General features: G+C 63.3%; 14 protein-coding genes. 9 read left to right on the forward strand and 5 right to left on the reverse strand.

All coding sequences use genetic code 11. The annotated features are described in order from the left end of the window. The first annotated feature begins 34 nt into the window (after positions 1 to 34). Both ACFWO3_RS05005 and ACFWO3_RS05010 read left to right on the forward strand, forming a co-directional pair. Positions 35 to 490: a hypothetical protein gene (locus ACFWO3_RS05005; RefSeq protein ID WP_378574420.1), complete on the forward strand. Its 456-nt coding sequence runs from the start codon at positions 35 to 37 to the stop codon at positions 488 to 490. A gap of 54 nt (positions 491 to 544) precedes the next feature. Then, positions 545 to 928, forward strand: coding sequence for an RNA-binding S4 domain-containing protein (locus ACFWO3_RS05010; protein WP_378574422.1), 384 nt, complete (start codon positions 545 to 547; stop codon positions 926 to 928). Here the strand turns inward: ACFWO3_RS05010 and ACFWO3_RS05015 are convergent. The 5 genes from ACFWO3_RS05015 to ACFWO3_RS05035 all read right to left on the reverse strand — a co-directional run bounded on the left by ACFWO3_RS05015 (position 925) and on the right by ACFWO3_RS05035 (position 7,441). Continuing rightward, positions 925 to 1,824, reverse strand: a complete 900-nt coding sequence (locus ACFWO3_RS05015; RefSeq protein ID WP_378574424.1) for a diacylglycerol kinase — start codon at positions 1,822 to 1,824, stop codon at positions 925 to 927. The genes ACFWO3_RS05010 and ACFWO3_RS05015 overlap by 4 nt on opposite strands. After that, complete coding sequence (locus ACFWO3_RS05020; protein WP_378574985.1) at positions 1,821 to 3,401, reverse strand: FAD-binding oxidoreductase; 1,581 nt, start codon at positions 3,399 to 3,401, stop codon at positions 1,821 to 1,823. The genes ACFWO3_RS05015 and ACFWO3_RS05020 overlap by 4 nt, the downstream gene beginning before the upstream one ends. A gap of 81 nt (positions 3,402 to 3,482) precedes the next feature. Continuing rightward, positions 3,483 to 5,204, reverse strand: a complete 1,722-nt coding sequence (locus ACFWO3_RS05025) for an FAD-dependent oxidoreductase (protein WP_378574426.1) — start codon at positions 5,202 to 5,204, stop codon at positions 3,483 to 3,485. Between the two features lie 15 nt (positions 5,205 to 5,219). Then, positions 5,220 to 6,215, reverse strand: coding sequence for a diiron oxygenase (locus tag ACFWO3_RS05030; protein ID WP_378574429.1), 996 nt, complete (start codon positions 6,213 to 6,215; stop codon positions 5,220 to 5,222). A gap of 230 nt (positions 6,216 to 6,445) precedes the next feature. After that, on the reverse strand, positions 6,446 to 7,441 hold the full coding sequence (locus tag ACFWO3_RS05035; protein WP_378574431.1) for an aldo/keto reductase: 996 nt from the start codon (positions 7,439 to 7,441) through the stop codon (positions 6,446 to 6,448). A 271-nt stretch (positions 7,442 to 7,712) separates the two neighbouring features. Between ACFWO3_RS05035 and ACFWO3_RS05040 the strand changes: the two genes are divergently transcribed. The 7 genes from ACFWO3_RS05040 to ACFWO3_RS05070 all read left to right on the forward strand — a co-directional run bounded on the left by ACFWO3_RS05040 (position 7,713) and on the right by ACFWO3_RS05070 (position 12,110). Next, positions 7,713 to 7,934, forward strand: coding sequence for a hypothetical protein (locus tag ACFWO3_RS05040; protein WP_378574433.1), 222 nt, complete (start codon positions 7,713 to 7,715; stop codon positions 7,932 to 7,934). Between the two features lie 8 nt (positions 7,935 to 7,942). After that, on the forward strand, positions 7,943 to 8,491 hold the full coding sequence (locus ACFWO3_RS05045) for a DUF3558 domain-containing protein (RefSeq protein ID WP_378574435.1): 549 nt from the start codon (positions 7,943 to 7,945) through the stop codon (positions 8,489 to 8,491). Between the two features lie 194 nt (positions 8,492 to 8,685). After that, positions 8,686 to 9,855, forward strand: coding sequence for a glycosyltransferase 87 family protein (locus ACFWO3_RS05050; protein ID WP_378574988.1), 1,170 nt, complete (start codon positions 8,686 to 8,688; stop codon positions 9,853 to 9,855). A 13-nt stretch (positions 9,856 to 9,868) separates the two neighbouring features. Beyond that, a complete protein-coding gene (locus ACFWO3_RS05055; protein WP_378574438.1) occupies positions 9,869 to 10,309 on the forward strand; it encodes a helix-turn-helix domain-containing protein in 441 nt (146 codons plus the stop codon). After that, positions 10,306 to 11,166, forward strand: a complete 861-nt coding sequence (locus ACFWO3_RS05060; RefSeq protein WP_378574441.1) for an alpha/beta fold hydrolase — start codon at positions 10,306 to 10,308, stop codon at positions 11,164 to 11,166. The genes ACFWO3_RS05055 and ACFWO3_RS05060 overlap by 4 nt, the downstream gene beginning before the upstream one ends. Further along, a complete protein-coding gene (locus ACFWO3_RS05065) occupies positions 11,163 to 11,525 on the forward strand; it encodes a DUF4180 domain-containing protein (RefSeq protein ID WP_378574443.1) in 363 nt (120 codons plus the stop codon). Before ACFWO3_RS05060 ends, ACFWO3_RS05065 begins: the two co-directional genes overlap by 4 nt. Before the next feature lie 18 nt (positions 11,526 to 11,543). Continuing rightward, the gene (locus tag ACFWO3_RS05070) at positions 11,544 to 12,110 is read left to right on the forward strand and encodes a TIGR03086 family metal-binding protein (RefSeq protein ID WP_378574446.1); all 567 of its coding nucleotides are present in this window, start codon (positions 11,544 to 11,546) and stop codon (positions 12,108 to 12,110) included. Positions 12,111 to 12,118: the final 8 nt, after the last annotated feature.

The raw sequence follows: 12,118 nt of genomic DNA on the forward strand, positions 1-12,118 counted from the left end.
GGGCCTTGGAGAACCGTCGACTCGAGAGGAAGCCATGATCGTCAAGACTATGCTCCGCCGCGCCGGTTTCACGATCGGAATCTGTGGTGCCGGTGCCATCGTCGCCGCAGGTACGGCACACGCCGAGACGACTTTCGACAACCCACCACCGACTGCCCATCTCTGCCCGGCCGGGCTTGCCGACAGCACCGTCGTCGCTCAGACGAGCGGCGACGAAAACGATGTGCAGCCGGGGCAGGTGTCGTTCGAGATAGACGAAGGCACAGGGACAGGCGCCAACGTCGCCTGGATCAACACCAACACGATGCGCCTGGGGTCGATGGCCATGACACCGGGTGACGACGGCGAACCCGAGGCCCTCGCCACCACAGGCCCAGGCCCGGTGATGGCGGCCGTCTACGGCATCTACACCAACGACGTCGGAGAGAACTGCCTGCTCGTTCCGGGTGTCAACACCGACATCCCGGTGCCCGGCGAAGTGACCCCGTAGACGATCGAACTGCGCACTCGTCACGACGCCCGCAGGACTTCGTATCCTGAGAAGATGCCCGTCTCCAGTACAGACCCCGCCAGCGCCCGAGTGGACAGCTGGACCTGGGCAGTACGTCTCTTCAAGACACGTTCGCAGGCCGCATCATCGTGTCGGTCGGGCCACGTTCGCGTGAACGGCACCCCGGCCAAGGCGTCGCAGCCGGTTCGGATGGGCGACGAGGTGCGGGTTCGGGGTGGCGGAACCGAGCGCATCGTCGTGGTGGTTCGTACGATCACCAAGCGGGTGGGGGCGCCGATCGCAGCCGAGTGCTACCGAGACGAGACACCACCGCCACCGCCCCGCGAACTGCTCGCCGCAGTACCCAAACGAGACCGTGGAGCCGGCCGACCCACCAAGCGCGAACGCAGGGAGATCGACCGGCTACGGGGTCTCTAGGCCGGTGCGTGGCTGAGAATGCGGAGCGCGCTCGGCACGGCCTCGATCGTGACGGGCAGCGGGCCCACCTTGTCGCCGTCCGCATAAGCGGTGATGTCCTCGGATCGCAGGACTACCTTCTTGCTTCGGTAGGTTTGCACCTCTTCCAGCTCGACGTGCGTTCCCTTGAACACACGCGGGAAGAAGCGGATCAGGCGCCACCTGTTGCCGTAGCCGACCACCGTGACGTCCAGCAGTCCGTCCGTCTTGTCGGCCTTCGGGCAAATCTGCATGCCGCCGCCGTACGTCCGACCATTGCCGACAGCCACGAGCGTGACCTGGGTACGCACGGTCTCGTCGTCCAACTCGATCGTGTAATCCAGCGGTCGGAGCTGCGCGAACTCGGCCAGAATGGCCAGGTTGTAGCGCATCTTGCCCTTCGGCCATTTCATGCGATTGGCGCGTTCGGTGACGAGCGAGTCGAATCCACTGGCAACAATCGTTCCCGCCCACACCACGCTTCCGTCGGACAGGGTGATCTTTGCGAGGTCGGATTGCTGAACCTCACCGTCGACGATCACGTCCGCCGCTGCGACTGGATCGCCGACGGGAATGCCGAACTCGCGCGCGTGGTCGTTGCCGGTGCCCGCCGGAATGAGGCCGATGGGCGTATCCGAGAGTGCAGCCGCCTGGAGTGCGAGGCTGATGGCACCGTCACCACCGACGACAACGAGCGCGTCGGCCCCCTCCTCGATCGCCCGCGCTGCGGCAGCCTTCGCATCGTCCGCGTCGGTACCGATGATCTCGGTGACACCGATTCCGCGTTCACGAAGGCGAGCGACCGCCTTGCGACCGGCACCCGGTCCGTTGCCGTGGCCCGACAGGGGGTTGATGAGTACAGTCACCTTCTCGATCATGGAATCAACTTGCCCGGGTTGAGAATCCCTGCCGGATCGACAGCGGCCTTGACTGCGCGCAGCACCCGCACACCGAGGTCACCGATCTCGTCCTCCATCCATGGCCGGTGATCGACACCGACTGCGTGATGGTGCGTGATGGTTCCGCCTGCGGCAATGATCGCGTCGCCGGCCGCAGTTTTTGCCTTGCGCCACTGCGAGATCGGGTGTTCGGTCTGCCCGCAGACCACGGTGAAGTACAGCGATGCGCCGGTTTGGTAGGTGTGCGAAATATGGCACATCACCAAGGGAGGCGTTCCTTGCTCGGAGAGCGCCGAGGTCAGCGCTGTCGTCACGGCCGTCTTCAGGTTGTCGACGTTGCCCCAGTTGGTCGCGGTCTCGAGCGTTTCGCACAGCGCGCCCGCATCGAGAAGCGAGTCCCTCAGATACGGCGCGTCGAAGCGACCGTGCTCCCAGTCGTTGCCGGGCTCTTCGCCGAGGGACGTCCCGCCGTGCGCCTTCAGGATTGCCCGCGCCTCGTCGGCTCGCTCCGCAGTGTGCTCCGCCGTCCCTTCGAAGGTCGTGATCGAGAGGCATCCACCCGTCACGGAATCTTCGCCGATCTTGTCGGTGGTGGCGAGGTTGACGCCGGTCTCGGCTTCGTCGGACAGCCTCATCACCGTCGGCATCGTCCCGGCTTGGACGACGGCACGGAGTGCAGCCGCACCGGTAGCGAAATCGGGGAAGTTCCAGCCTTCGCACACAGTGGTTTCCGGCACTGGATGCACCCGTACGCGCACCTGGGTGATCACTCCGAGGGTGCCTTCCGAGCCGACGAACAATTCACCGAGGTCGGGACCTGCTGCCGATGCCGGGGCCCGCCCTGTGTCGATGGATCCGGTTGGTGTGACGACACGAAGACCCTGAACCATGTCTTCGAAACGCCCGTAACCGGCGGAAGCCTGTCCGGATGAGCGTGTAGCTGCGAATCCACCGATCGTCGCGAAAAGGAAACTCTGCGGAAAGTGCCCGAGCGAGTAGCCCTGTTCACCCAGCAGTTCCTCGGCGCGGGGGCCGGTGAGACCACTGCCGAGGACAGCGATCCCCGATGCAGTGTCCAGGTCGACGAGAGTGTCGAAGCGTCGCAGGTCGAGCGAGATGACGGCATCGAAACGATCGCGCACGGGGTCGAGACCACCGACGACGCTGGTGCCACCACCGAACGGGACGACGGCGATCGAGTTTTCGCTCGCGTAGGACAGAACCCGAGCGATCTCGTCGTCGTTGCCAGGAGTCACGACGGCGTCGGGGGCATCCTGAGGTTCGGCGCTGCGGCGACGGAGAAGGTCGAGGGTGCTCTTGCCGCCTGCGCGCAGGAGCCGATCCCGATGCGAGGTGCCGACATGGTCTTCACCGACGATGTCGGCGAGCGCAGCCAGGCCCCGTTCACTAAGCACGCTCGGGGTCAGAACCACCGAATCTGCGTCGAGATTCCGGCTATCGTCGACCTTCACGCCCAGCGCCTGCTCCAGCAGCGATTTGACCCCGTCCGAGAGGACTTTGCGCTTGTCCGGATCCCCCCATCGATCCCATTGCATGGGAGGGAAATTTTCCTTCGCATCACGTGCCATGCGTTATAGTGTTACACAATTTGTAATAGTGTAAAAGCATCGAAACCGTCAGGCCCTACGCAGGACGGACAGCTTCAGCCGTTTACGCACGCTTGTCGCCGCCACGTCCGCCATTTCGCCGCGACTGACGATCTTGTCGCGAGCACGATGCTGCGCGGCGCCCCGCTGCAACTCCACCCGATCGATCGCCTGCCAACCCGCACGGTCGACCATGGCCGGTACCCGTTCACGGACGAAACTCTTCAACGCCGTCGCCGGTACTGCGGGCGCGGTGAGCGCACCTCGATTGAAATCGTCGACCAGCGCGTTCACCGTCTCCTGCGCACAGGACTTGTTGGTACCGATATATCCCGACGGTCCACGCTTGATCCAGCCGACAACGTACGCACCCGGAACCGAATCCCCATCCACACCGTCCGATACCCGACCGTCCGCGTTGGAGACGATTCCGGCCGCGTCGTCGAAGGGCAGTCCAGCGACCGGAACTCCGCGGTACCCGATCGAAGTGAGAACGAGGCCGGCATCGATCGCCTCGGTCCGATCGGTGGCGTTCGCCCGCACCACACCGTCACCGTCCGCCACGAGTTCGTTCATGGCGAGTTCGATCCCGGAAACTCGGTCGTCCCCGAGAATCCGAGTGGGTGTGGCCAGATAGCGCAGAGTTATCCGACGGGCATCGTCGACCGACTCGTCACCCACGCTCAGCCCTCGAAGCAATTCGAGTTTCTGTGCGACCGAATGCTGCAGCGTGCCACGCTTCTCGTGTGCTCGCGTCACCTCGTCGAGCTCGGAGCCCTCCGGGTCGATCACCACTCGCAGGTTCGGGTCCGACAACAACCCGGCGAACTCCGGGACGGTGAAGGCGGACTGCGCGATTCCTCGCCGCCCGAGGATCACTACTTCTTCGACCCGACTGTTACGCAACGCTTCCAAAGCCGGCGCAGCGATATCGGTGGCGGCGAGATCCTCCGGATCAGCGGTGAGAATTCTGGCGACATCGAGTGCGACGTTGCCGTTTCCCACGATGACGGCACGGCGGTGCGACAGGTCGTATGTGCGGTGCGCATGATCTGGATGGCCGTTGTACCAGGCCACGAAGCCCGTCGCCGAAGTACATCCCGGAAGGTCCGCGCCCGGAACGCGCAGCGGTCGATCCGTCGAGGCACCGACTGCATAAATGACAGCGTGATGATGCTCGAGCAATTCCCGGTGAGAGATGTCCGTCCCGATCTCCACGTCGAGGTAGTACTCGAATCCCGGCTGGTCGGCGATGGTGTCGAAGAGGTTCGTGACCTGTTTGGTGCGCTGATGATCCGGTGCCACCCCGGCGCGGACCAGTCCGTGCGGTGTGGGGAGCCGGTCGAAGACGTTCACGTGAACGTCTGGCTGAGTGAGCAATTCGTCGGCCGCGTACATCGCGGCGGGGCCGGAACCGACGATCGCGACTCGCAGCGGCGCAGCATCCTTGCGCGCGGCGGGTGGCGGCGTCACGGGAGCCATCAGTGGACGCTCACGCGGGGTGTCGTAGAAGGCGGCGTTGATGCCGATGTACCGCTGCTGGCTATCCGTCAGCTTCGCTTGCGGCACAATCGCATCGACAGGACAAGCGGACACACAGGCGCCGCAGTCGACGCACGACGCCGGGTCGATGTGCAGCATCTCGGCCGTCAGGAAATCAGGCTCGTCCGGGGTCGGATGAATGCAGTTGACGGGGCAAGCATAGACGCACGAGGCGTCGCTGCAACATGATTGGGTCACTACGTGAGGCATGGGACTCGTCTCCGGTTACGCCGCTGTGGGAATCCGGCTGGGTTCGCTACGGAACCGTGACGTCTTGCCGTCGATTTTCAGCGCCTTCCACAGTCGACGGGAGACCGGGTTCATCAGACCGGCTTCGGCGGCCAGCATGCGGACATCTGCGAAGTAGTCGCGCAGCGTCTGGCGCGATTCCGGTGCACGCCAGAAGAGTTCCTTCTTCACCGACTTCGGGATGTCGAACTCGGACCAGAACGCGCGCGGCGGAATCACGATGACGTCACACAGCGCCCGCATCACGATGGGAAAGATCAGGGATATGGCGAATCGGCCGGCCTTGCTCATCTCCGGGATGTGCTGGCGCAGGAACTCGTGTGCAAACGAGATGTGGCGAGCCTCTTCGGCAACGTGGATCGACATGACGTTCGCCATGATCGGATGGATGTCCGCCTGTGAACGGAGTATCTGCTTCTGAATGTGGTCGATGGGCTCCTCACCGGCCAGGATCCCGATGAAGAAGATGATCGGAAAGGCTGTGCCCGCGAGCGGCAGAAGCGGAGCGACAGCACGGAACAACTTCGGGCCGCCGGGTACGTCGACTCCGATCCTGTTCACCATCTCCTGGAACATCAAGGTGTGGTTGCACTCTTCGACCATCTCGTGCGTGCAGTACCGGAACTCGGGTGACCCGTTCGGCGCCCGGAAGACGTATTGCAGCACCCCACCGATCAGCACCGTCTCGAACTGCAGGCCGACCTTGGCGATGTTCGCCTGCCGCCACATCCCGACAGCGATCTTCTTCTCATCGGAAAGCGCCTGATACCAGGGATGACCGCCCAGCGGATCGACTGCCGGAAGGATCCAGCGACGATCGTTCTCGGTGACCTCGAGCTCCGTCGAGTCCCACGCAATATCCACGTAAGGGTCGAAGTGCTTGTGCACCGAGCCTTCGGACAACAACGTGAGTGTCTCCACGTAGTCGGTCTTGTGCTTCGATCCCCGTGGTTGTGCGTTCGACAGCATCATCGTGCTCCCTGTGGTTGGAGTTCGGGCCGCGCAGTCAGCCGCGGACACATTTTTACCGTAACTCGAGGTTACGCATAAAACTAGCCCTGGGGCTGGAAAACGCGGCGTCGACCTACCTACACACCCCTCTCTCGCGCCACAGCGCACGCACCAGGCAACTAACCCCTGTGAGTGGTTGACGAGTCTCTGGACTCGTCAACCACTCACAGGGGGAGTTCGCGCGCCGCGGCCTATTCGCGGCCTTGCGACACCCAATGCTGGTCGGCGGAACGGGCACCGACCGTGATGTCGGCTAGTTCGTCCAGGCGTGCGACCTGCTCGCCGGTGAGGGTGATGTCCAGTGCACCTGCGTTTTCGGTGACTCGTGAGGCGTATCGGGTGCCCGGAATCGACACCGAGGGAAGACCGAACACGCGAGCCTTCGCATCGAGCCACGCCAGGGACACCTGTGCCGGAGTCGCTCCCGCCCCCTGGGCGACCTCACGGATCACATCGATCACCTTCTGGTTGGCGCGCAAAGCATCGTCCGAGAAACGAGGGAATCGACGGCGCAAATCCTTGTCGCCCAACACTTCCGGGTCGTAGGTACCCGTGAGGAATCCACGGCCCACCGGCGAATACGGCACGAAGCCGATACCCAGTTCGGCAGCTGCCGGCACGACTTTCCCTTCCACATCCCGCGACCAGACGCTCCACTCACTCTGAATCGCGGCAATGGGATGCACCTTGTACGCGCGGCGCAGCTCGTCACCGGTTGCCTCGGACAACCCGATGTGGCGGACCTTGCCAGCCTTCACCTGCTCGGCGATCGCGCCCACAGTGTCCTCGATCGGAACCTCGGGGTCGACGCGATGCAGGTAGTAGAGGTCGACCTCGTCGACACCCAAGCGAGCCAACGACTCGTCGAGCGCCTGCGCCACGTATTCCGGTTTGCCGTTGATGGAGCGCTGCCCACTTGCGAGGTTGCCGACCAGCCCGAACTTGGTCGCCAGCTGCACCTCGTCGCGACGATCCTTGAGAACCTGCCCCACCGCAAGCTCACTGGCGCCTTCGCCGTAGACGTTGGCGGTGTCGATGAACGTCACTCCGATGTCGATGGCGTGATTGAGCGTGGACAACGCCTCTTTCGCATCCACCGGGCCGTACACAGGTGCAACGGACATGGCGCCATAGCCCTGAGCGCTGACAGTCAGCCCTGATGCAAGTTCGACAGTGGGGATGCTCATGCGTTCTCCAATACTTCCGTGGATCTGTCGACACCCATCCTGTCCTTCAAGGGCGCTCGACGCACCTGTTGGGATCGGGACGACCGTAAAGATGCAGCGCTAGGTGCTGGGATAGCATCGCTCCGCAACCGCCGAACACCGATCAGGGGGGATCATGGCTCCGGAACCGCTATACCTCGATGATGACGCCGCCGCACAGTGCGTCGAAATCTGTGATCGCATTATCGGCAAGTTTGAGGATGCTATCGACGTCGCGAGTCAGATGGGAAGGGTGACGGGGTTCGGTGGATTCGATTCGGCACAGCAGCTGCAGGCCGGGGTCCAGCGCAAACTCACCGACGCCCCGGACTCGATACTGAATCGGCTTACGCAGCACCGTGACGCGATGGTGGTCATGCGAGACACGTTCGCAGCGAATGGGCGTGGCTTCGACGACACCGAAGGCGAATTCGCACAGGCAATCGCCGCGATCACCGCAGCGGAGGCACTGTGAGGCGGGCAATGATCTACGCGACAACTCTCCTCGCCCTCGCAACACTCACAGGTTGCGGAGAGGGGGAAGCCGACAGTCAATCCGAGTCGGCCGCCACAACCACCACTCGTACGCCTCGGATCACAGACAACTCGGGACGTCCACAAGTGACTTTCGACCCATGCCTGGACCTCCCCGACAGCGTTCTCACCCAAGCCGGGTACGACCCCGCGACAAAGAAAACCGCGGACTACCCGATGGAATACACATTTCTCGGCTGCTCGTATCGGACTCAAGTGCGCCAGTACAGCCTGAGCATGCTTTCTGGGAACGTCACCTTTGCAGAAGAGGTCGAGAAGACTGCCGAGTACGCCCAACCGATCGATATCAACGGGCGTAATGGCCTTCTCGAATTCAATCCTTCAATGAAGTACGCCTGCGCTGTCAGCCTAGAAACCGATTATGGCGTCCTGATCCTCTCGCGGAACCTCTTCAAAGCGGGCGCTCCCGAATCCGAGTGGTGTGCGGGCCTCGAAGACACTGCACGCCTCATCGAGCCTCTGATCGACCGGCCTTAGGCGCACCGGTACGTCCCGCTGATCGCCAGCGTCGACGAAGTCGCCACTGTCCGGGCGATATCGACGCAGCCATGGTCATCTCGCCCCACTAGGGTGACCAAGTGCGACATTCAGGGCAAAACCGAACCCGCCCGACTTCATCCGAACCGTTCTTCGACAGCCGTGCAGGTGCCGTCGTTGCCGTATCCGCCTTGGTGTTGTCCGTTGGCCTGACGACGGTTTTGATCGTCGGCACCGATTTCATCGATCTACTCGTATACCGCCTGGGCGCGACGGTGCTGCTCGACGACGGGGGCATCTACGGAGCCCTACCCGCGGTGGTCGACGACTTCGGCTTGCCGTTCACGTACCCGCCGCTCGCGGCGATTCTCTTCGTCCCCCTGGCACTGATTCCCATCGGGCTCGGCAAATTTGCCTTCACACTGGTATCCGTCGTAGCGCTGGCGGTGACGTTGCGGATGGTCCTCGGTCGGGTGCGCCCGCAGTGGAGCACTCGGGCAGCGTGGACGGCGACTGCCGCCGCAGTGGCCGTGGCCCTGCTGCTCGAGCCAGTTCGCGAAACCATCAGCTTCGGGCAGATCAACATCGTGCTCATGGCGTTGGTGGCCGTCGATGTACTGGCACGCAAGCCGAAATGGCCACGCGGAGTGCTGATCGGACTCGCCGCAGCAGTGAAGCTCACCCCCATCGGTTTTCTGCTGCTGTTCCTACTCAGGCGAGACTGGCGGACCAGTGGACACATCGTCGGTGGGGCGCTCGGCCTGACCGCACTGGCCTACGTCTTCATGCCGGGAACCTCCACAAAGTACTGGTCGGAAGTCCTTCCGAATACCGACAGAATCGGCGCCGCGTACTTCGCCAACAATCTGTCTCTGAAGGCCGTCATCTCACGATTCGACGTACCCGAGCACCTCGGATCGGTGTTCTGGCTGGTCGCCGCCGCATTGGCCCTGGCCGTTGCGGTGCTCGCCATTCGGCGTGCGCTTTCTCATGGCGACCTCGTGCTCGCGTTGACGGCGAACGCGACGGCAATCCTGTTGGCCTCACCGGTGTCGTGGTCGCATCACTGGGTGTGGGTAGCGCCGACGCTACTGGCGCTGGTGCTCGGCCTGGCGCGCCCGCTTGGTCGCGCCACCGCTTTCACTGCCACCGGTATCGGCGCAATCTTCGTGATCGGCCCGCATCACCTCCTGCCGAGCAGGGATGACCACGAACTCGACTGGATGCTGTGGCAGCACCTTCTCGGCACGTTGTACGTAAGCGTCGGAGTTGGTTTCCTCGTGTGGCTCGCATGCAAGTACCGAAAGCCCAGCATCGGCAAAACCTTCCTTAACACTCCCTATAATTCCCTAACAAGGGAATGATAGAGTAGTTTTCATGCCTCAGGATTGGTTCACCGCCGACGAAGTTGCCGAGAAGCTCGGACTGCACGTGCGCACCGTGCGCGGCTACTTGCGCGACGGCCGCCTCACCGCCGTGCGCATCGGCAAGCAGTACCGCATCGCACGCGCCGACCTCGAGACGTTCATGGGCAGGCCGACGCCCGATTCGGTGACGGAATCGACCACGCGACACCGACACGTGGAGGTGTCGAGCGCTGTGGAGATCAGTGCGGTCGACCGACGCACTGTCGACCGCATCAGCACGTTGTTGACCTCCGCGAATGCACACCAACGGGAAGGCGACGACCGTCTCCGCATCCAGGCGATCTACGACGAGGAACGCGCGCATCTGAAGGTCCTCGTGTTCGGCAGCCTCATCACGAGCGCCAACATATTCGAGATGATCGACGCCATCGTCGCGGACGGTGAACTGTGAACGCATTCCGCTCCGACGAGGGCGCACAGCTGATCCGCGAGGCGAGCACGAAGGCGCACGAGCAGTGGCCCGTCGACAACGAGCAGCATTATGTACCCACCCCGGAAGGCGACACATTCGTCGTGGTCGCGGGCAGAGCCGACGCACCTCCGTTGGTGCTGATCCACGGTTCGGGGAGCAACTCGGCGCAATGGATTGATCTGATGCCGTTCTTGGCGAAGCATTTTCGGGTGTATGCCGTCGACGTGATCGGCGAGCCCGGCCTCAGCGCTCCTTCCCGTCCGCCCCTCGGCGGCAATGCGCACGCGGTATGGCTCGACGCGGTTCTGGATCACTTCGAGATAGACGACGCACGCTTCGTCGGGATGTCGTTCGGGGCGTGGATCATCCTGGACTACGCCATCCGACGCCCGGCCCGAGTGAACCGGATGTCGTTGTACTGCCCGATGGGAATCGGGAAGCAGAAGAAGGGCTTTCTGGTGGTGGCGATCGTGCTGGCCCCGTTCGGCAAGTGGGGTCAGCGGAAAACCCTGTCCGCCATGCTCGGATCGGAGCTGTCGAGGATGCCCGAGGGTCGGTACAACGAACTGCACGACCAGCTACGCCTGGTCAACAAGCATTTCCGCTACCGGCTCGAGTTTCCGATCTTCACCGACGCCGACCTTCGCACGTTGACCATGCCGGTTCAGGTGTCGGTCGGCGACAAGGATGCGGCCGTGGACTCGGCCGAGACCGTGAGGCGCCTGGCTTCGGCGACACCACACGCAGACCTTCAGGTTCTCTCCGACGTCGGTCACCTGATACCCACCCCACCGCACCGCGAACTCGACTTTCACACCCACGAGGAAACGACATGATCGACCACATCCACGGCACGAAGGTGTTCCACTTCCCGGCCGACGGCTATTCGATCGACTCCGAGCGGGCGGCGACCGACGTGATCGGTGAGGTGTGGCTGGACTGGCCCGATATCGCTGTCATTCCGGTGGAACGGTTCTCGGACGACTTCTTCATGCTGGACACCCGCGTCGCCGGCGACATCACGCAGAAGTTCGTGACATACGGTCTCCGGGTGGCGCTGGTCGGAGACATCTCGGAACACCTCGAGCGCAGTTCCGCACTGACGAGTTACGTCCGCGAATCGAATCAGGGCAAGCATGTGTGGTTCGTGAGGGACCGCGACGAACTGACAGAACGCCTCCGCACCGCGCGCTGAGGCCCCTACCCTGGGCATATGGCATTCGACTGGATCGAACTCCAACGCACCGCCCACCACGAGTTCGGCGCACGGGTCGACGTGGTCACCGATTGGTCGGCGCCCACCCCGGACACGGAGTGGGACGTCACCGATCTGATCCGGCACGTCGTCGTGGAACAGCAATGGATTCCATCACTGCTGGCCGGCAAGTCGCTGAAGGAGGCGGAAGCCGCCGTCGTGCCCCTACACGGCGACATGCGGGAGGAATGGCGGCGCTACTCGGAATCCGCCTCGAAGGCGTGGGCCTTCGCGGATCCCAAGGCACCGGTTCACCTGTCCTTCGGGACCGTCGAGACGGAGTACTACCTGCGGCAGCAGACGGCAGACGTCACCATCCACACGTGGGACCTGGCCCGGGCCTCGGATACGGACGAGGCCCTCGACGCCACCCTCGTCGAAGCAGTGTGGGCAGACATGAACGAGCAACGCGACATGCTCGCCCAGAGTGGGCTGTTCGCGCCGCCCGTCGAGCTACCCGAGGACGCTTCACTCCAGGAAAAGCTGATCGCACTCACCGGCAGAGATCCTCGCCCACCCCGATAGCCCGGTGC

The organism is Rhodococcus sp. NPDC058521 (assembly GCF_042719695.1).
Taxonomy (GTDB): Bacteria; Actinomycetota; Actinomycetes; order Mycobacteriales; family Mycobacteriaceae; genus Rhodococcus_F.

Excerpts from the sequence above, each read along its gene's own strand:
- ACFWO3_RS05005 (WP_378574420.1), top strand. The coding sequence starts at position 35 with ATGATCGTCAAGACTATGCTCCGCCGCGCCGGTTTCACGATCGGAATC.
- ACFWO3_RS05010 (WP_378574422.1), top strand. The coding sequence starts at position 545 with ATGCCCGTCTCCAGTACAGACCCCGCCAGCGCCCGAGTGGACAGCTGG.
- ACFWO3_RS05015 (WP_378574424.1), bottom strand. The coding sequence starts at position 1,824 with ATGATCGAGAAGGTGACTGTACTCATCAACCCCCTGTCGGGCCACGGC.
- ACFWO3_RS05020 (WP_378574985.1), bottom strand. The coding sequence starts at position 3,401 with ATGCAATGGGATCGATGGGGGGATCCGGACAAGCGCAAAGTCCTCTCG.
- ACFWO3_RS05025 (WP_378574426.1), bottom strand. The coding sequence starts at position 5,204 with ATGCCTCACGTAGTGACCCAATCATGTTGCAGCGACGCCTCGTGCGTC.
- ACFWO3_RS05030 (WP_378574429.1), bottom strand. The coding sequence starts at position 6,215 with ATGATGCTGTCGAACGCACAACCACGGGGATCGAAGCACAAGACCGAC.
- ACFWO3_RS05035 (WP_378574431.1), bottom strand. The coding sequence starts at position 7,441 with ATGAGCATCCCCACTGTCGAACTTGCATCAGGGCTGACTGTCAGCGCT.
- ACFWO3_RS05045 (WP_378574435.1), top strand. The coding sequence starts at position 7,943 with ATGATCTACGCGACAACTCTCCTCGCCCTCGCAACACTCACAGGTTGC.
- ACFWO3_RS05055 (WP_378574438.1), top strand. The coding sequence starts at position 9,869 with ATGCCTCAGGATTGGTTCACCGCCGACGAAGTTGCCGAGAAGCTCGGA.
- ACFWO3_RS05065 (WP_378574443.1), top strand. The coding sequence starts at position 11,163 with ATGATCGACCACATCCACGGCACGAAGGTGTTCCACTTCCCGGCCGAC.
- ACFWO3_RS05070 (WP_378574446.1), top strand. The coding sequence starts at position 11,544 with ATGGCATTCGACTGGATCGAACTCCAACGCACCGCCCACCACGAGTTC.